The organism is Pontibacter brevis (assembly GCF_054779655.1).
The window spans coordinates 26,142-46,072 of the sequence record NZ_BAAGXV010000012.1 but is presented as its reverse complement, the minus strand read 5'-3'; the positions used below and the strand labels follow the sequence as shown (position 1 = coordinate 46,072).

The window sequence follows — 19,931 nt, the reverse complement described above, 5'->3', positions numbered from 1 at the left end:
AATGCATTTATACCGCCTGCACCACCTTTAAATAATCAGTTTAGCCGCAACCTTTGCCAATTATCAGCTGTAGTAGAAAATCAACAAAACCAAGAGGAGTAGCAAATTAAATGGGAATCTTTGACAAAAAGTATACGAAAGCAACAACAGTTTCTTACACCCCCCAGAATGAGCAGGAAGCCTGGATTGCCATTATGCATGCGTGCATTGCAGTAGATGAAGATGTAGCAGACGAAGAGCTGGAAGAGCTGGCGCAGACGCTGGCTTACAAACCCCTGTTTGAGGGGCACAACGTGCGGGAGTATTATAAATCCGTTTTGCTGGCGCACGCCCGGATTGGCAGCAAACAGCTGATCGACAATAGCGTGGAGTACATATCGCCTGAAAAGAAATACGACCTGTTTGCCCTGACAATAGAACTGGTGCTTGCCGATGGTGTTTTAGCCAGCAAAGAAGAAGAACTCATCAGCTATATATCTTCTGCGCTCGATTTAGAGGACCCAATCGCGAAGACAATAGTAGACAAAAGGTTAAGCCACTTTAAAGACTAACCCGGGGCGGACCTCTGCCAGATTTCTATGCAGCCGCTTCACCTCCTCCCCCTCTGGCAGGCTGGTTTAGTCAAAGCGTATGCGTACCTTGCAACAGAATTCATCTTTCCGGCTTCCGGAAGCACAGCACCCGCCATGGCAACCATTTTGCCACGCTGTGACCGGAAGCGAAGGGAAAACATAAGCCCATGAAACTAACAGGCAACATACGCCAGATCAGGAACAGCAGAGACAGCAGGAACAGTGATGTGGCTGTACACCTTAACACGGTGGAATACATTACGCACAAAAAAGACGGCAAATACTACCAGCCTTTTGACTTTGTGGATGAACTGGACACGCCCCTCATTCTTACAGGCGACTGCCTGTCGCTTGCCAATGCAAAGCAGGTAGCGGAAGGAGAATACGAGTTTAACGTGTACGATAAAGTAGGCGACGAATACGAGTTCAACGAGAACAAACTCCTCACCCTCACCCTGGACTATGACTACGATGCCGGCATTACCATTCTAACGGAAGCAACCTATACGGTAACAGTCTCTAACGAGGAGTTCAAGCAGATAAAAGACGAACGGAATAAAGCCAGAAAGAAAAAGCAGGGAAAAGGGCGAAGGAGTAACTAAAAACAGCATGAGAGCCTGCTAATAGAGATCGTTCAAGGTTGCTTAGCAGGTGTGTACAGCGGGTAGCTTGATGGAATAGATACGAATCTTATATTACTTCCTCAGGTACAGCACAAGGTTGGTGTAGTCGATTACCCCTCTTTTGGCAGACAGAATATCGGCGCCAATAATACCGTCCACCTCCTCCAGCTTCATGTTCTGGAAAGCCTTGTTCACATGTTCCAGGCTGACCAGGTAAATGGGAGAGTTTTCGATTTCAAGCTGCCCTATCTCCATCTTATTGCCGACGGACAGCTGCATGCCCATGGCGCCACCTCCTGTTCCTGTCACCACTTTGTTTGATTTGCGGGACGTTAAGTGAAACGCAGACTTTCTTTTTTCCTCTAGTATGGTAGCTCCTGCGCCGGTGTCCAGAATAAAGTTCCCACGCACACCATTCAGGAAAACCTGCATTTGCAGATGTCCGGATGGCATTCTCTTCAACTGTATTCGCTCATACTCCTGGTGCTGCGTGAGTAACTCATCTAAACTGATATTGGTAGCCAAACTTGCCTCGCCTGGCGTATCGGCTGTAATGCCGGAGTCCGGCTGTGGTGCCTCGCAGGCTGCTAACACAGCAACCAGAGCCACTATAAAACAGAAGAAAGTTTTGCTCATATTATTCCTGTTCCAGACATGCTACTTGTTTAAAAGCGCGAGTTCTACTGGTTAAAAACCAGCCACATACTCACCACTATATGAAGCGCAACTGTACAGAAATCGTTTCAAAAAGGGGTAAATTCTATTGTAATGCTCAAGCTTCCGCTAAAAAACCACAAGAGCTACCTGTAAGTGTAGCTCTTGCGGAAAGTCCTTTACTCCATTTTCAGGTTCGTGACCGGGTTTGCTGCGGCGGCTTTCAGGGCCTGGTAACTGATGGTAACAAAGGCCAACAGAGCGGCTACTATACCGGCTGCCAAAAACACCCACACGGGTATATCAATGCGGTAAGCAAAATCCTGCAGCCACTCCTGCATGGCACACCAGGCCAGCGGAAAGGCAATAAGCGCGGCCACCAGAACCAGCTTCAGAAAGTCTTTTGACAGCAACGTAACGATGGAGGATGTTTCGGCACCCAGCACTTTCCGGATACCAATCTCCTTTTTCCTGCGTTCTGCCGCATAGGCCGCCAGTCCGAACAGGCCCAGGCAGGCAACAAAAATGGCAATAGCAGTAAAAATGGTCAGCAGGGTCTTTAACTTATCTTCGGCCCTGTACATCTTCTGGAAATTATCATCTATAAAAATATACTCTAAAGGATAGTCCGGCGAGAAGGTGTCCCAAACCTCCTTTACATGCTCTATGGAGCCCGCAATGTTTCCAGCGCCCATTTTCACGGCTACTTTGTGGTAAGCACCCGGGTAAATCTGCAGCACAGTGGGGTCCATTTTGTCATACAGGCTTTTGAAATGGAAGTCTTTTACAACACCTACTATCTTGCCTTCCTTTAAGGAATCAGGCGCATCCCATCTTGGCCACAGTAAGGTCTGGCCCAGCGCTTTCTCCGGTGTACCGTACCCCAGCTCTCTCACAGCCGTCTCGTTTATCATGAAAGCCTGATCAGCATCTGTTTTAAAGGCCCTGGAGAAAGGCCTTCCTGCCACCACTTTCACATCCAGCGTGTTAATGTAATCAAAGTCTACCATGAGCATGGCAGTAGAAAAAGGCACCTGATCCCCGTTTTTAGGCACCTTGATCCCGTCACCTGCCGTGGCATCACCCGGGAAACCGTAGCCAATCGACACACCCTTTATGCCTGGCCCTTTCAGCACTTCGTTTTTGAATGTCTCGTAGTTGCTGAACATATTTTCTCCCCTCATCTGGAAGAACATGATCTGCTCTTTGTTAAAGCCAAGGTCTTTGTTGTGCAGGTAAGTCACCTGCTTGTATACAACTCCGGCGCTGATGATCAGGAAGATAGACAGGGCAAACTGTACTACAATCAGCCCGTGTCGCAGCCACTGTATGCTTCCGGCTTTATTGTCCACCACAACCGCACTTTTTAAAACGGTTACAGGCTTGAAGCCAGACAAAACCATGGCCGGGTAAAGACCCGCCAGAATGCCGACAACCAGCGTCAGGAGCAGCAGCAAAACAAGGAGAGCTGGTTCCGCAAACACATTGAACCTCATTTCCTTGCCTGTAAACTCATTCAGCGACGGCAACAGCAAGGACGTGAGAGCCGCAGAAAAGATAACACTAATGAGCGTCAGCAGAATTGTTTCTCCCAGGAACTGCAACATTAACTGGCCCCGGCTGGCTCCTATCGCCTTTCGTACCCCCACTTCTTTTGCCCTTTTCATGGACTTGGCAGTAGCCAGGTTCACAAAGTTAAAGCAGGCAATAAGCAAGATAAAAACGGCGATGATACTGAGCGCCCGCACATACGTGATGTTGCCCTTGATTGACTGGTCGTGCTTAAACCCGGCGGAATGAAGGTACACCTCCTGAAGGGGTTGCAGAAAAGGCCGGTATCTGAACGGCTCATTTCTCGCCTCATCAATCTGCTGTGCAACAATGTCCCTGAATTTTGACTCGGCTGCAGCCAGGTTAGCTCCTTCTTCCAGTTTAACATAAGTATAAAACTGCTGCCAACCCCAGCTTTTCATCCTTTCTGCAGGTATCTGGGCGGCTGCCAAAGGAAGCACAAAGTTGACAGGTAAATGGAAGCGTTCTGTTGTACCGAATACCCCTCTTACAATAAAGGGTTCTTTGTTCACCGTTAACTCCTTCCCAACAGGGTCCGTGTCGCCGAACACACGCTTTGAAAATTCATCAGAGATAACAATGGAAGAAGGATCGGCAAGGGCCTTTTCAGGAGAACCGTAAATAAAAGGAAGCTGGAATATGTCAAAAAAGGTTGGGTCGGTATAGAAGCGGCCTTTTTCGTAAATGCTCTTATCCCCGGCCTCCACCAGGTTATTGGCATCAAACTGCAGCATCAGGATACGTACAACGGACTCCACCTCCGGAATACTTTGCTCTAACGTAGACCCGAAGGCGGGAGGCACTACTGCTAAAATGGTACCAGCCTCTTCAGCCGAAATATCGTTGTTGACACGGTATACCCGCTCCCCCTCCGGCAGAAATTTGTCGTACTGCAGCTCATCATACACGAATAAGCCAATCAGCAGGCAGGCTGTGATGCCCAGGGCCAGGCCGGCAATGTTAATAAAGGTAAACCCTTTGTGCCGGAACAGGTTGCGATAAGCGATTTTAAAGTAGTTTCTGAACATATAGCTGAAATTAAGTTTTAAGTCACAAGTAGCAAGGCCCCGGTACAGGAATTTATCTTTCAGAGCTGCCCTATTACCTTCCGGGCTTGCCACTTCAAGTGAAGGCTGCCCTAAAGGCTAATCACTGCTTTCCTGTGCCAGCTAAACAGAACAAGTGCCAAAACCCTATTTATTTGTTTTTCACCGCTTTACAGTTTAATAAGTGCTACAGGGTGTGCAAAAGCGCGCAGCAAGTGTGCGATTTTGCACACCTCCACATTCGCGCATCCTCCCTTCTGCTTCATATTCAGCCTGTTGTATAAATGGCATAATTATAGTTTCTTTCGCTCCTATAGCACATCCGTTTATGCAATTAAAGAAGGCTTCTGTTCTTGTCGTCGATGACGATCCCGATGTACTCACGGCTGTCCGCCTGTTGCTGCGGCCGCAGGTAAAAGAGATAGTAACGGAGAAAAATCCGGAGCACATCCCATCGCTGCTGGCGCACCATGCCTTTGACATAATTCTCCTGGACATGAACTTTGCCAGCTCCATCCATACCGGCAACGAAGGACTTTTCTGGCTTAAGAAGATAAAGGCGCTTAAATCGGGGGCTGCCGTTATCATGATCACCGCTTATGGCGACATTGACCTGGCCATCCGCTCCCTGAAAGAAGGGGCTTATGATTTTGTAGTGAAGCCCTGGCATAACGAAAAGCTGCTGTCCACCATCCAGGAAGCCATCAGCAAAAAAGGCAACGGCTCTAAACTCTCCTCCCCCGGCGAAAGTACGCCCGTGATAGGCTCAGAACTATTAGGCGAGTCTGAGGCCATGCAGGACATTTTCTTCAAGATAAAGAAAGTGGCTCCAACCGATGCCAACATCCTGATACTGGGTGAAAACGGAACGGGCAAGGAACTCATTGCCAAAGCCATTCACCAGTACTCTTTGCGTGCAGACAAACCCTTTATCAAGGTGGATGTGGGCGCACTGACCGAATCACTGTTCGAGAGTGAGTTGTTCGGCCATAAGAAAGGGGCCTTTACCGATGCACGCGAAGACCGCGCCGGGCGTTTTGAAGCAGCGCACAGGGGTACCATCTTTCTCGACGAAATCGGCAACATCTCGCTGCACCAGCAGTCGAAGCTGCTGAGTGTGCTGCAAAACCGCCAGGTGATTCGCGTAGGGGCCAACGATCCTGTAGACATTGATGTGCGCCTGCTGTGTGCCACCAACGTGTCGCTGACAGAAATGGCCAATGAAGCCCGCTTCCGCAAGGACCTTATTTACCGTATCAACACTGTAGAAATTATGATTCCCCCGCTCCGAAAACGCGGGGATGATGTACTCCTGCTGGCGCGGCATTTCATTACGGTGTATGCTAACAAGTACATGAAACCTGCTCCTGAACTGTCTAAACCGGCGCTGGAGAAACTGAAGGCATACCATTTCCCCGGCAATGTGCGGGAACTGCAGTATGCCATAGAGCGGGCAGTTATTATGACGGATAAGAACGTGCTGGAGGCAGGGGATATTATCTTCTCCCCCATAGAGGCAGCCCCGGCAACGGAAGTCATGCCACAGGAAACAAACCTGGAGGAGCTGGAAAAAACGACCATCCTGCGGGTACTGGAAAAACACAACGGCAACCTGTCCAGGGCCTCCAAGGAGTTAGGCATTACGCGCACAGCATTATACCGGCGACTGGGCAAATATGATATTTAGGAACTTTGAAGGAAAGCTGATTCTACGGGTAGTGCTGCTGTGCATCTCCCTAAGCGCCCCTGCCCTTGTGATTGTGAAGGGCTGGCCGGAAACGCTGGTTTTCCTGGTGCCGCTTATCCTGTACCAGGTGTTTGAGCTTATCCGGTTTCTGAAGCAGGCGCAGGAAGAACTGAACCAGTTTGTGGAATCGGTGCATTACCGCGACTTTTCGAGGTACTTTGCCGAGAAGCATGACTCTGCCCTGCTTGATTCGCTGCGGAAGGGTTTCAACGAAATCAACACCACCTTTAAGAGCATTAACCGGGAAAAAGAAACGCAGCACCAGCACCTGCAGAAGATACTGGAAGTGGTGGACACCGGCATCCTGACCTACGACCAGGACAGCGGAGAGGTGCTCCTGATGAATGAAGCCATCAAAAAGCTGCTGCATGTTCCGTTTATGAAAACGGTCCATTACCTGGAAAAAAGAGAGCAGCTTTTGTACGCGGAGGTACTGAACCTGCAGCCCGGTCAAACCAAAATAACCACTGCCCATACAGCCCAGCTGGACAAGAGCAACCTGAAATTGCTGCTGTCGGCAACAGCCTGGCAAAGCAACGGGAACAAATTCAAGCTGGTGGCTTTCCAGAATGTGAACGAAGCGCTGGACGAAACCGAGTCGCAGGCCTGGCAAAAGCTGCTGAACGTGATGACGCACGAAATCATGAATTCTATTGCGCCCATTTCCTCCCTGGCCGACACTCTGAAAAACCGCCTGAAAGAGGCTGTGGTAACAGGCGCCACCACCGAGGACTTCGAGGATCTGGAAGTGGGCGTTGGCACGATCAAAAGAAGAAGCGAAGGCCTGCTCAAGTTTGCCCAGACTTACCGCAACCTGAGCAAAATTACTACACTCAATTTAACAGAGGTTAACATCAGGGAACTGTTCGCAAACCTGCACCGCCTCATGCAGCCCACGCTCGCACAAAAGCAGATTCAGCTGCACATTGAGTTGCCGGACCAGCAAGTTTCCCTGCAAGCCGATCCCAATCTCCTGGACCAGGTCCTGATTAACCTGCTGGTGAATGCCATAGAAGCTGTAAAGGATACCCCTGAACCCGAAGTCACCTTATCCGCCCACATCGGCAGGGACGGCAGAATAGTGCTCAAAGTAGCCGACAATGGCGCAGGTATGTCCAGGGAAGTGCAGGAAAAAATCTTCATTCCTTTTTTCAGCACCAAAAAGCAAGGCAGCGGCATCGGCCTGAGCCTCTGCAAGCAAATTGTGATGCTGCACCGCGGCACCATCCAGGTGCAATCAGAAGAAGGTGTGGGCACCGTTTTTATCCTGCGGTTTCCTTAACAGCTGATCATGTTCACTTAATACCACACCTGGCGCTGTGCCCTGTTTTCTGCCTTTTGTGTGGTGAAAGCAGCGTGTTTTGAGTAGCGTTTGTATGATGAAGTGAAGCTTCTTCCCTATATTTACAAAGCCCAATATAGGTATAAAACGCTTTTTCTTCCTCTATTCAAACAGCTCATGAAAGCAGCTTTACTTCTCCTCCTTATCTTTCTGTCTTGCTTCTTAGCTGCTCCTGCGCAGACGCCAACATACGCTCCGGCTTATGCTTTAGGAAACACACTGAATGATCCTTTCGATCTCGTTATAGGCGATGATGGGCTGCTTTATGTGGCAGATTCTTACTCAACCCGTGTATTCGACTCTTTGGGTAATTTTAAAAATGAACTTTACCTGAATTATCCGGATAATACCCAAAACCAGAAGTACGATGACTACAATCGCCACTACCGGATCAGCCGCGACAAGGAAGGTAACACATACATCTTAACTTCTTTCAGCGGAACTGTCCAAAAATTAAACCCTGCTGGCGAAACAGTCCTGCATTTTGGCGGAAGAGGCAGCTTGCCGGGACAGTTTGAATACCCGGAAGGTATGGTAGTTGACCAGGAGGGATTTATCTACATTGCGGACACCAGGAGTCACAGAATCCAGAAAATCGACCAGCAAGGCAACGTGGTTTACGTGACAGGTTCCTTTGGTGCGGAACCAGGCCAGTTTAGCATGCCAACACAGCTGGCGCTTGATAAAGCGGGCAACCTCTACGTTGTAGATGCAAACAACGGCAGAATCCAGGTACTCAACAAGGAAGGTGGCTTTATCAGGCAGATTGTATCGGATGCTTCTACTATCTTCTTTCATCCATCTGATGTGGCACTTGATGCACAGGGCAATGTGTATGTAACCGATGTGAGTGCTTATAAAGTCATCAAGTTTGATGCAGCGGGCAGGCTGCTTTCCAGTTTTGGTTCTAAAGGCCGGGACAAAGGCCAGATGACGAGCCCGCAACTAAACCTTGCAGTAGACGCTGATGGTTATATTTATGTGGCTGAGGCCTCAGAGCCCTCCCGTATTCAGAAGTTCTCCCCAAACGGAGCCTTTGTACTTGAGTTTGGAGAACCCGGCACCGCAGATGGGCTGGTTCATTATCCTGTAGTAACTGAATCAGATGAAGTAGGCAACTTTTTTGTAGCCAACCATATAGCAGGGCTGGTAAAGAAATTCGATAAAAGCGGCCGGCATCTTTTCACTTTTGGGGGAAGAGCCGATGTAAATGGGCAGTTCAAGGATTTTATCAGTGACATGGCCCTCGACAGGAACGGCGATCTTTATGTGCTGGCACCGGATGTAAAGGGATCTGTTCAGAAATTTAACTACCGGGGTGAATTTATTTCCAGGTTTGCACCCAATACCGGCTCTGCTACAGCGCCGGCTAACCCGGTTCGTATGGCCCTTGACCCGGAGGGGAACATCTACCTCTCTGATGAAACCTTTTTATATAAATACAATCCCGCCGGTGTTTTTGTAACCAGGTTCAACCTCATTCATAACGAAACAGGAAGCCCTATTAACCTCACCCGTGACGCCTTTAACGGGAAGGTTAATTTTAACATCGACAACACGGGGCATATCTATGTTTTGCTGCTGAAAGGAATAAAAAAGTACGACCTGAACGGTCAGTTTGTCGGCGATTTTATACCGGCGGATCATCCTTACGGAATCACAGCACTGGACATAGATTTTGATGCGGAAAACAAGCTTTACCTGTCAGAAAGAGGGTTTATGATTAAGTGTGATCCGGAAACCGGGTCTGTCCTGGCAAGCACCCGCTTTCATGGTAACCTTATCAACTACCTGGGAGCCAGGCTTTCTGTAAATGCCTCCGGAACGCGGGTTTATATTGTCAGCCCTTTTCATGCTGTTACCTGTTTTACCCCGGACACAACAGAAGAATACGTCACAGGAAATCGTATCTCTGGCACCATTTATCATGACCAGAATGAAAACTGCGTAAAGGACAGCGGAGAAAAGGGAATGCCGGGTATCATCGTAGAAGCATCACCAGGCCCCTATTACGCACTTTCAGACAAAGACGGGAACTATACAATAGAAGTAGACACGGGCAGTTACACCCTTACACCACTCCTGCCTGCAAGTACAGGCACCGAAGGGAAGAAAACAGAATCCTGTACGCCGATGCAGCAGGTAAGCTTCTCTTCCATGGGCAACACTTCACGGGGGCATCATTTTGGCACCAAGGTCACCCTCTTCCCCTATCTCGCTGTCAGTGTTTCCTCCGACCGCCGCCGCCGTTGCTTTGAAAGCACCACGAAGATCACTTACTCCAACACAGGCTTTGCCCCTGCCAGCAATGCGAACGTGTATTTAAGGCTTCCGGAGCAGGTAGAACTGCTATCGGCAGACAAACCCTACACCCGCCTGCCCAACGGCACTTATGTTTTTGAAGTTGGCACCGTGGCAGCTGGTCAGAGAAACATCATAACGATACAGGATAGAGTAGTTTGTGGCGACGAGGGTATAAGAGGCATGACCGTCTGCACAAAGGCCTGGATTACACCAGGCAACGAAAGCACAACGGCACCTCCTGCTCCTGTTATTACGGTTACCGGCACCTGTAACACAGAAACAGGCAAGGTGCGCTTTGTGATAAAAAACACCGGCCAGGCAGATATGGAGGAAAGCGAGCAGTTCAGAAAGTACATCAACGGCCTGCTTTCAACGGTAGAGGATTACAGGCTGGCTGCCGGAGACAGTATGGTGCTCTGGGTGCCAGCTGGTGGCAGAACAGTGAGAGTGGAGGCAGACCAACCCGACGGAAACGGCGACAACACCATGGCCAGCAAGACAGTAGAGGCCTGCAGCACGGCTGCCACTGCAACCGCCTTTGATACCGGCTTTGTTAACGCCCTGCCCACCGATGACGAGGAAGCCGAAGTAGCCGAAGAATGCCTGCCCATCCTCGATTCCTACGACCCGAACGACAAGCTGGTAACACCTGCCGGACGCACGGAAGAAAACTACACCCCTACGGGCGTGGCGCTTAAATACAAAATCCGGTTCCAGAATACCGGCACCGACGTGGCTTACCGGGTAGTGGTGGTAGACACGCTCTCCGAACACCTGGACCTGGGCACGCTGCAAATCGGCTCCGCCTCACACAGCTACCGGTATGAACTGAGCGGCAAAGGAAACGCTGTGCTTACCTGGACGTTCGATAATATCATGCTGCCCGACAGCACCACCAACGAGCCAGGCAGCCATGGGTACATCCAGTTCAGCATTAAACCCAAAGCAGACCTGCCGGAAAAAACAGCTGTTGAAAATTACGCTGATATCTTTTTCGACTACAACTCCCCTGTCCGCACGAACGCCACTGTAAACCGCATCTACGACATGCCGCTGGTGATAGATGAATCGGTACGCATGAGCCTGGAGCAGATTGTCGCCAGCCCGGCTGTCAACAGTTTCGCTCCTGCTGCTGGCAAACAAGGCTCCGAAGTGACATTAAGTGGCAAATGGTTTTCAACTGCCCCGGCCAGCAACAAAGTATATTTTAACGGTGTGCCGGCATCCGTTATAAGCGCATCCGAAACTGAACTCAAAGTTTTGGTGCCGGCCAATGCCTCCACAGGTCCTCTTAAAGTCATCACCCTCGATGGCACAGCACACACAGCAGCCGCCTTTGAGGTATACCAGCCGCCTGTACTCAACAGCTTTAGCCCTGCAGAAGGCACGGCAGGTTCCACCGTTACCCTGCGGGGAGAACAGCTTAACGCCAGATTGTTTGAAAGTATCAGGCTTGGCACAAAGGAATGCGACATCATCAGCCACACAGACAATGAATTGGTGGTGCGGGTGCCAGCTGAAGCAGTGACCTCAAAATTTGAGGTAGTGACCAAAGGAGGAGAGGCAGAAAGTACAGTGGAATACGTCGTCTGGCATCAGCCTTCTATCAGTAGCCTGAGCAAAACCACAGGCGCTGTAGGAGCCACCCTTTACATGGACGGCGAGCACTTCGCCCCGGCTGCAGACCGAAACAGGGTGATGTTCGGACAGGCGCAGGCACAGGTTTTACAAGCCACACCAGCGCGACTGACGGTAAAAGTGCCAGCAGGTGCTGCTTCCGGGTTTGTTACTGTAGAAACACCCGGCGGTAAAGCCACAAGCGCTGCTTCCTTTGAAGTGATACCGGCCCCTGTCTTCGTCGCCATGGCACCCACTCAAGGAAGTGTAGGCACCGAAGTTGAAATAACAGGTGCGTATTTCGGCATGCTCGGTGTGCAGGACGAGGTTCATTTTAATGGAGAGAAAGCACTAGTCTTAGAAGCATCAGGTAGCAGCTATAAAGTACGGGTACCGCGTGGCGCCACTTCCGGAAAGGTAACGGTAACAGGGTACGGTGGCATAGCCCAAAGCACTGCTGACTTTGTGGTGGAGGAGCTCACACCGGCACAGGCCATTGCCGTGTATCCTAACCCTACCACTGGCCACTTTACCATCAATTTCCAACATGCCGACTTTGATGTGCAGGCCGTGCAGGTCTTCAGCACCGTGGGAAAGCTGGTACATACGGCAAGCCTTACCAGTCCTAGACCTGAAAAGCTGGAGATGCATGTCGCCTTTGCACAGGCCGGGCTGTACCTCCTCCGGATCAGAACAGACAAAGGCATTGTGATGAAAAAGCTAACGGTATTGTAACCATCCATGAAGATTAGCAAACGAGTTTTAGCGCCTGTTATCATGAATGATGTTATGCTCCTTTTGTAAGCATATTTTGCACCTGCCAGCACGAATTGAATCAGTTTCCAGTCTTTGGGTGGAGCGCCTGGGGGTAGGGGCAAATGAAGGTACGAGCTACAAGCTCGCACCAGCAGCAGTTCAAGCATATGGCTGCATTAAGGCTTAAATTATACCAGCACTGTTATACAAACTCCTTCACCCTATCAAATGGTACAATTATACTATGTTCTGTTTTGATTAAAATATAACTGTTCACCTTAAATCAAGGTTAAAAAGGAGGATAAAGCTGTCTGAACGGCTAAGGCCGACACAGTAACAACCTATTAAACCGGATACCTATGCAAAGCTTAAGCGCAAAAGAATATAAAAAGGAATTTGTCAGTACCTTCGACGGGGATGAAAGCGGAAACCTGCAGCCCCGTAAAACGCCGGGGGTTCTGTACAGCAAAGCCGTACCCACTCCTGTAGCAAAGCCTACCCTGCTGGCCTGGTCCGATGATCTGGCGGAAAAGCTGGGAATACAGAAGCCGGAAAGCCAGGAGGAAATTGACGTATTAGGGGGGAACAACATAACTGCCTCTATGCACCCCTACGCTGCCTGCTATGCGGGGCACCAGTTCGGCCATTGGGCAGGCCAATTGGGCGATGGCCGCGCTATCACACTGGGCGAGTGGGAAACAGCCGAAGGCAAAACCTGGGAACTGCAGCTGAAGGGAGCAGGCCCTACCCCCTACTCCCGCCGTGCCGATGGCCGTGCGGTGCTGCGTTCATCGGTAAGGGAGTATTTAATGAGCGAGGCGATGCATTACCTCGGTGTTCCCACTACCAGAGCACTCAGCCTTGTTTCCACCGGTGAGCCTGTGTTGCGGGACATGTTCTACAACGGGAACGCAGCCTATGAACCGGGCGCCATCGTCATGCGTGTGTCCCCGAGCTTCCTGCGGTTTGGTAATTTTGAGATACTGGCTGCCCGTAAAGAAACCGACAACCTGCGCAAATTGGCCGACTGGACCATCGACCGCTATTACCCGCACCTGCAGGGAGAAGACAGAATACTCCTTTGGTTTAAGGAGGTGATGGAACGCACGGCAGGTATGATTGTGGAGTGGATGCGTGTGGGCTTTGTGCATGGCGTCATGAACACCGATAACATGTCTGTTCTCGGCCTCACCATCGACTATGGCCCCTTCTCCTTTCTCGATGATTTTGACCCGGACTTTACGCCGAATACCACCGATTTGCCAGGCAGAAGGTATGCCTTCGGGAAACAGTCTGCTATTGCCTACTGGAACCTGGGCTGCCTGGCCAGCGCTATTGCACCACTACTGCCTGACACAAAAGAACTGATTGAGGTGCTGGAAGGCTATGGCGATGTGTTCGCAGAAAAGTACCTGGGCATGATGATGAAGAAGCTCGGCCTGGACCAGGTAAAGCAGGAGGACGTTGAGCTCATCGAGCAGTTTGAGGCAACACTCGCCACCCTGAAGCCTGACATGACCATCTTCTACCAGCTGCTCATTGACCTCCCACTCGACCTGGAGGAAGCGCAGGATGTTGTGAAGCATTTCGAGGAGAGCTTTTACCAGGATCCTTCACCAGCAGAAAGAGAAGCCCTTCACAAGCTGATAAGAAGCTACAGTAAGCGGATACAGGAGAATGCTATTTCACGCGAAGACTCCCGGCAACGCATGCGGGAAAGCAATCCCCGTATTATTTTAAGGAACTACATGCTGCACCAGGCCATAGAAGAACTGGCGCAAGGCAAAAATGAGCTGTTCTTAAAACTACAGGAGGCCATGAAAGAACCTTATTCACATAAGTTCGACGAGTTCTTCGCCAAAAGACCGGGTTGGGCCACCCAGAAAGCCGGCTGCTCCATGCTATCCTGCAGTTCATGATAGCAAGCAACACATACAGAAAAGGATAAACACCGTGGCTTGCAACAGGTAATACAGCTTGAGGCTTCTGTGCTTCCAGGAAACGTTCAGAACAGGGAAAGCGCATCTACTGCATAGAAATACAGGCTGCTCACGTAGTTATAAAAGCACCGGCTGCAGCACAGGAACCAGCAGCTGCTACATGAAATTCAGCACCAGCTATGATAGAAGATCTTTGGTACAAGAACGCCATCATTTACAACCTGAATATCAAAACCTATTTAGACGTGAACAGGGACGGCATCGGCGATTTCGAGGGACTTGCCCGCCGGCTCGACTACCTGGATGCTTTAGGTATCGACACTATCTGGCTGGCGCCTTTCCAGCCTACCCCTAATAAGGACAACGGCTACGACATTAAAGATTACTATGGTGTAGACCCCCGCTATGGCTCCAGCGGTGACTTTGTTGAGTTTATACACCAGGCCAAAAAGCACGGTATAAAAGTGCTCCTGGACCTGGTGGTGAACCACACCTCCAGGCAACACCCGTGGTTCCAGGAGGCCCGGAAAGGAAAAAACTCCAGGTACCACGACTGGTATGTGTGGTCCAAAAAAAAACCGGCTAACTGGAACGAGGGCATGGTTTTTCCGGGCGTGCAGAAAAGAACCTGGACCTACGACAGGAAAGCCAAAGCCTGGTACTTCCACCGCTTCTACGACTTTCAACCGGACCTGAACATGGATAACCCGGATGTGCGGACAGAGATAAGCCGTATCATCGGTTATTGGCTGGCACTGGGGGTATCAGGATTCAGGTTAGATGCTGTCCCTTTTATTCTGGAAAGCCCGAACCCGGGCATGGCAGAGCATGAAATGAAGTTTGAGTACCTGCGGGAGATGCGTCGTTTCCTGCAGTGGCGAAAGGGAGGTGCCATCCTGCTGGGAGAGGCAAATGTGCTGCCGCACCAGGCAGAAAATTACTTTGGCACAGAGGGAGACGGCATACACCTGATGTTTAATTTTTATGTGAACCAGTACATGTTTTATGCACTGGCCACCGCCGACACCGCACCCTTGGTGGAGGCGCTGGAATCAACCCGAAATGCATTCCCAACATCGCAGTGGGCGCACTTTCTGCGCAACCACGACGAACTGGACCTGGGCAGACTCACAGAGGAGCAGCGGCAGAAAGTATTTGATCGTTTTGGGCCGGAAGAGCACATGCAAGTCTATCACCGGGGCATCCGCCGCAGGTTAGCGCCAATGCTGGGTAGCAGGCAGCAGATTGAAATGGCCTATAGCCTGATGTTCTCTTTGCCGGGCACTCCCGTGCTACATTATGGCGACGAGATAGGCATGGGCGACAACCTTGACCTGGAAGAGCGGGATGCAGTACGCACGCCCATGCAATGGTCCGACGACCTGAACGCCGGTTTCTCCCAGGCAGATAAGCTGGTACTGCCGGTAATTGAAGAGGGTCCTTATTCTTATAAGCACGTGAACGTGGAGAACCAGCGCCGAAAACCGGATTCCCTGCTCAACTGGATGACCGCCCTGATACGCCTTCGCAAAGAATGCCCGGAAATAGGATGGGGCGAATGGGAAATCCTGGATACCGGCCTGCCCCAGGTACTGGGAATATACTATTGCTGGCGGGGAAATTCGCTGGTGGTGCTCCACAATTTTGAGGAAAAGCCGCATGAAGTAGCCCTGAACCTGAAGCAGAAAAAGGAAGGAAGGCTGATAGACCTGATGGCGCGGGAAGAAAGCACGGCCAATGCCAATGGCATTCACACCATTACCTTAAATGCCTACGGCTACCGCTGGTTCCGTGCAGGCGACCTCAGTCACCTGCTCAAGAGAAAAAAGAATGAGGGGGTTTTACAGGAAGGAAAGCCGTAACAGCTCAATTTCAAAACTGCTCCTTAGGGCTGCCCAGGCTTCTTCTATGTCAGTGCTTTTCCGCTGAAAACTGCCCGCATCAGACATTTCCAGGCTCACGTTCAGAACAGGTATAAAAAGAGCCGCCTCGCAATTTTATGCGAGGCGGCTCTTTTCTGTATTTCCCTTCACTCTTAAGCTTTGCGCTCTATCTCCCGCAGGTTCTCCATCTTCTTGTTTCTCAGGAAACCGTTGATGTCTTCGAAATGCTCTTTGATGCGTTTGTTGCCGAACTCAAAAACCTTGGTGGCCAGCCCGTCCAGGAAATCCCTGTCGTGGGACACGAGGATAAGCGTGCCATCGAAGCTGTTGAGCGCATCTTTCAGGATGTCCTTTGTCTTGATGTCGAGGTGGTTGGTAGGTTCGTCCAGGATCAGGAGGTTTACAGGCTGTAAAAGCAGCTTGATCATCGCCAGGCGGGTTTTCTCACCACCTGATAGCACCTTCACTTTTTTCTCTACCGTTTCGCCGCTGAACATGAAGGCCCCCAGCAGGTCCTTTATTTTAGTCCGGACGTCACCAACAGCAATCTGGTCTATCGTCTGGAAAACAGTCAGGTCTTCGTCGAGCAGGGCAGCCTGGTTCTGTGCAAAGTAGCCCACCATGCAGTTATGGCCCAGCTGCAGCTTTCCTTCGTAGTCTATCTCGCCCATGATCGCTTTTACAAGCGTAGACTTACCTTCCCCGTTTTTACCCACGAAAGCTACTTTCTCACCACGTTCTATGGTAAGCGAGGCATCTTTGAAAACGGTGTAGTCGCCGTACTTCTTTGTCAGGTCCTCCACAATAACCGGGTAGTTACCGGAACGAGGGGCAGGCGGGAATTTCAGGCTCAGGGCAGAGGAATCTACTTCGTCCACTTCTATGATTTCCATTTTCTCCAGCATCTTCACCCGCGACTGCACCTGCAGGGTTTTAGAGTAAGTGCCTTTAAAACGGTCGATGAAGGACTGGATATCGGCAATCTCTTTCTGCTGATCTTCGAATTGCTTCTGCTGCTGCTCACGGCGTTCTTTGCGCAGCTGCAGGTATTGGGTATAGTTTACTTTGTAATCGTAAATACGCCCCATGGTCACCTCTATGGTGCGGTTGGTGATGTTGTCTACGAAGGTTTTGTCGTGCGAAATGACGATTACGGCCTTGGCGTTGTTCACCAGGAAATCCTCAAGCCACTGGATGGATTCAATGTCCAGGTGGTTGGTAGGCTCATCGAGCAGGATAAGGTCCGGCTTCTGCAGCAGGATTTTAGCCAGTTCAATGCGCATGCGCCAGCCCCCGCTGAACTCTGTGGTCGGTCTGCCAAAATCAGCCCTCTCAAAGCCCAGGCCCTTCAGCGTCTTCTCTACCTCTGCATCAAAGTTGATTTCTTCTATGGAATAGTACTTCTCGCCCAGTTCCGACACCTGCTCTATCAGTTTGTAGTAATCATCAGAGTCGTAGTCGGTGCGTGTTTCGAGCTGGGCATTCAGCGCGTCCATCTGCGCTTTCATGTTGAGTACGTCGGCAAAGGCCTTGGAGGCCTCCTCAAACACCGTACAGTTATCTTCTGTTAGCAGGTGCTGGGGCAGGTAGGCAATAACAGCATCTTTGGGAGCCGATATTTTGCCCCGGGTAGGTTTGCTTACGCCTGCTATCACTTTCAGCAGCGTAGACTTGCCCGCGCCGTTTTTGCCCATCAGGGCAATACGGTCGTTTTCGTTAATGTTAAAACCAATATTGCTAAAAAGCGCCGAGCCATTGAACTCGACCGTAACTCCGTCAACTGAAATCATAAGGCTAAAAATAAAGGTGCAAAGATAAGACATTTTTCACCCTCATGCCTCAGATTTTGAAGTAAGATTGGCTGATTTGTATGCTGTTGATGAAGAGGTTGAGGTAATCCAAGGTTGACTAAAATGCCTTGTCCTTAGTAACTATGTCATTTCGAACATTCTTGAGGCGCGAGCCGAAAAGAGCCAGCGAAGCTGTGAGAAATCTGGGATATTGCCTGGTCATGAAAGAACACAGATTTCTCACAGCGTTCGAAATGACAGTTTAATTTATTGATACCGAAACAGGACAGGCAGCGTTGGGTTTAAGTTGTATGCTGCACCTGCCAATGCGCCAGCACCTATCCTTCCCACAGCCCGTTGCCTTAATATGTTTCGCTTTGCGACATCTGCGCCAGTATATTGCGCCGCTCCTCCCTTACAAAAAATAGTTTCACCACATTTTGGTAACTTAGCCGGAGGGAAAAGAAATGGCAGCAACTCACGTACCCCTTATGAAAGGACAGGACATGGCAGCATCAGCTAAACAGGAAAATGAACAACAGGCAGCAGGCAGCAATGCCCGAAGAGAGGCAGAACGGGTGGTATTAGTAGTAATAAGTGGAACTGCCGGTGGGTTGCAGGCGCAGGAAGCACATTTCCCAAACTTAGCACAGGATAACGTGGCGTACGTGATTGTGCAGCACACAGACTCTGATTACCGCAGCTATCTGAGCCAGTTAGTGAAAGAATATGCTCCCCTGAAGGTATTGGAAGCACAGCACAACATGCCTGTGGAGGCTAAGAAAGTGTACGTGATCCCTCATAATCATACATTCACTATAAAAAACAACCTCTTACAGCTTAGCAACAGTACTAACCTTGGCCGCTCCGGAACTGGGGATACGTTTTCCAACTCCCTGGCCGACAACAAAAACGGAGCCAGTGGCGTCACGTTGTCCGACACTGGCAGCGATGGTACGGAAGCTGCCAGTAAAAAGGGCGGGAAGGTTAATGAGCCGGTTCCCGATACGCAGCAGGAGGAAAACATCTCCAATGCAGAGCATTTTCGGATCCTGCTGGAAGCCGTGCCTCATATCACATGGACAAATAAGCCGAATGGCGAAAACATCTCTTTTAATGAGCTATGGTACGAGTACACCGGCTTAACAAGAGAAGAGTCAATAAAATGGGGCTGGAAAAGTGCAATTCACCCGTCGGATTTGGATAACCTGTTGTCAAACTTTCTGTCTGTATTAAGAAACGGGGAGGTTTTTAATACCGAGGCCCGGATTTTCAATAAGGCTACTAACCAGTACCGCTGGCACCTGATTAAAGATGTGCCCATCCGGCACGAGGATGGGGTAATAAGCCTGTGGATTGGCACCGCTACTGATATTCAGGACCAGAAAGATGCCGAAGAAGCTAACATCCAGTTCAGGCTTACGCAGCAACGAGAGATCTTAAGTGCCATATTGCAAACACAGGAGACTGAGCGTAGCCGTATATCAGAGGCACTACATAATGGCCTTGGCCAGATTCTGTACGCTGCCAAACTGAACCTGAACAATTTAGATGCAGCCGACGACAAACAAGAGAAGGGCATAGCCTCCATTGATAAACTGCTTTCAGAGAGTGTTACTATTACCCGAAATATATCGGCAGAACTGTCGCCTGCCGTTCTGAAGGACTTCGGGCTTAAAACAGCCACAGAAGAAGCCATTTCCCGCTTTAACTGTCCGAACCTAAAAATAACCAGTGAAATTAAGGGATTTGACAAACGCCTCGATTATAATGTGGAGCTGTCGTTATACCGGATTGTCCAGGAACTGCTGAACAATATTCTCAAACATGCACAGGCAACAGAAGCGAAGGTAACCATGGTCTGTACCGAAAACGAAATAACCGTGCGTGTGGAAGACAATGGCATTGGAATTAGTAAAGAAGATTTTCATAAGTTAAAGGGAATTGGGCTAAGCAGCATCCAGAACCGCCTTGAACTATTACAGGGAAAAATGGAGGTACAGGAGAGAAAAGGCGGAGGCTCTGTGTTTGAAATCAGGTGTAGCATATAGCCTCAGACACAGGGGTTGCAGCAGATAACTCCAC

The 19,931-nt window shown here is 50.0% G+C and carries 11 protein-coding genes; 8 read left to right on the top strand and 3 right to left on the bottom strand.

Annotation, left to right across the window (positions count from 1 at the left end):
- Positions 1-110 precede the first annotated feature (110 nt).
- Complete coding sequence (locus tag ACYVB1_RS03180) at positions 111-551, top strand: TerB family tellurite resistance protein (protein ID WP_460920491.1); 441 nt, start codon at positions 111-113, stop codon at positions 549-551.
- Positions 552-739: 188 nt separating this feature from the next.
- Positions 740-1,174, top strand: a complete 435-nt coding sequence (locus ACYVB1_RS03175; RefSeq protein WP_460920488.1) for a hypothetical protein — start codon at positions 740-742, stop codon at positions 1,172-1,174.
- Positions 1,175-1,267: 93 nt separating this feature from the next.
- Here the strand turns inward: ACYVB1_RS03175 and ACYVB1_RS03170 are convergent, their stop codons facing one another.
- Together ACYVB1_RS03170 and ACYVB1_RS03165 are read right to left on the bottom strand one after the other, a co-directional pair.
- On the bottom strand, positions 1,268-1,831 hold the full coding sequence (locus ACYVB1_RS03170; protein WP_460920485.1) for a retropepsin-like aspartic protease: 564 nt from the start codon (positions 1,829-1,831) through the stop codon (positions 1,268-1,270).
- A 197-nt stretch (positions 1,832-2,028) separates the two neighbouring features.
- Entirely contained in the window at positions 2,029-4,449 is a 2,421-nt protein-coding gene (locus ACYVB1_RS03165) for an ABC transporter permease (RefSeq protein WP_460920482.1), read from the bottom strand.
- A gap of 346 nt (positions 4,450-4,795) precedes the next feature.
- On the opposite strand from ACYVB1_RS03165, the gene ACYVB1_RS03160 reads away from it, so the two are divergent.
- The 5 genes from ACYVB1_RS03160 to ACYVB1_RS03140 all read left to right on the top strand — a co-directional run bounded on the left by ACYVB1_RS03160 (position 4,796) and on the right by ACYVB1_RS03140 (position 16,035).
- Complete coding sequence (locus ACYVB1_RS03160; protein WP_460920479.1) at positions 4,796-6,154, top strand: sigma-54-dependent transcriptional regulator; 1,359 nt, start codon at positions 4,796-4,798, stop codon at positions 6,152-6,154.
- A complete protein-coding gene (locus ACYVB1_RS03155; protein WP_460920476.1) occupies positions 6,144-7,496 on the top strand; it encodes a sensor histidine kinase in 1,353 nt (450 codons plus the stop codon). The genes ACYVB1_RS03160 and ACYVB1_RS03155 overlap by 11 nt, the downstream gene beginning before the upstream one ends.
- Before the next feature lie 177 nt (positions 7,497-7,673).
- Entirely contained in the window at positions 7,674-12,212 is a 4,539-nt protein-coding gene (locus ACYVB1_RS03150; protein ID WP_460920473.1) for a DUF7619 domain-containing protein, read from the top strand.
- 380 nt (positions 12,213-12,592) lie between these two features.
- Positions 12,593-14,152 (top strand): protein adenylyltransferase SelO, encoded by a 1,560-nt coding sequence (locus tag ACYVB1_RS03145; RefSeq protein ID WP_460920470.1) that lies wholly within the window; start codon positions 12,593-12,595, stop codon positions 14,150-14,152.
- Between the two features lie 200 nt (positions 14,153-14,352).
- On the top strand, positions 14,353-16,035 hold the full coding sequence (locus tag ACYVB1_RS03140) for an alpha-amylase family protein (protein WP_460920468.1): 1,683 nt from the start codon (positions 14,353-14,355) through the stop codon (positions 16,033-16,035).
- A gap of 173 nt (positions 16,036-16,208) precedes the next feature.
- Here the strand turns inward: ACYVB1_RS03140 and ACYVB1_RS03135 are convergent, their stop codons facing one another.
- Positions 16,209-17,846, bottom strand: coding sequence for an ABC-F family ATP-binding cassette domain-containing protein (locus tag ACYVB1_RS03135; RefSeq protein WP_460920466.1), 1,638 nt, complete (start codon positions 17,844-17,846; stop codon positions 16,209-16,211).
- A gap of 467 nt (positions 17,847-18,313) precedes the next feature.
- Between ACYVB1_RS03135 and ACYVB1_RS03130 the strand changes: the two genes are divergently transcribed.
- Positions 18,314-19,897: a chemotaxis protein CheB gene (locus tag ACYVB1_RS03130; protein ID WP_460920464.1), complete on the top strand. Its 1,584-nt coding sequence runs from the start codon at positions 18,314-18,316 to the stop codon at positions 19,895-19,897.
- Positions 19,898-19,931: the final 34 nt, after the last annotated feature.

Bases quoted from the DNA above. Each gene is read 5' to 3' on its own strand.
- ACYVB1_RS03180 (WP_460920491.1), top strand. From the start codon at position 111: ATGGGAATCTTTGACAAAAAGTATACGAAAGCAACAACAGTTTCTTAC.
- ACYVB1_RS03175 (WP_460920488.1), top strand. From the start codon at position 740: ATGAAACTAACAGGCAACATACGCCAGATCAGGAACAGCAGAGACAGC.
- ACYVB1_RS03170 (WP_460920485.1), bottom strand. From the start codon at position 1,831: ATGAGCAAAACTTTCTTCTGTTTTATAGTGGCTCTGGTTGCTGTGTTA.
- ACYVB1_RS03165 (WP_460920482.1), bottom strand. From the start codon at position 4,449: ATGTTCAGAAACTACTTTAAAATCGCTTATCGCAACCTGTTCCGGCAC.
- ACYVB1_RS03160 (WP_460920479.1), top strand. From the start codon at position 4,796: ATGCAATTAAAGAAGGCTTCTGTTCTTGTCGTCGATGACGATCCCGAT.
- ACYVB1_RS03155 (WP_460920476.1), top strand. From the start codon at position 6,144: ATGATATTTAGGAACTTTGAAGGAAAGCTGATTCTACGGGTAGTGCTG.
- ACYVB1_RS03150 (WP_460920473.1), top strand. From the start codon at position 7,674: ATGAAAGCAGCTTTACTTCTCCTCCTTATCTTTCTGTCTTGCTTCTTA.
- ACYVB1_RS03145 (WP_460920470.1), top strand. From the start codon at position 12,593: ATGCAAAGCTTAAGCGCAAAAGAATATAAAAAGGAATTTGTCAGTACC.
- ACYVB1_RS03140 (WP_460920468.1), top strand. From the start codon at position 14,353: ATGATAGAAGATCTTTGGTACAAGAACGCCATCATTTACAACCTGAAT.
- ACYVB1_RS03135 (WP_460920466.1), bottom strand. From the start codon at position 17,846: ATGATTTCAGTTGACGGAGTTACGGTCGAGTTCAATGGCTCGGCGCTT.
- ACYVB1_RS03130 (WP_460920464.1), top strand. From the start codon at position 18,314: ATGGCAGCAACTCACGTACCCCTTATGAAAGGACAGGACATGGCAGCA.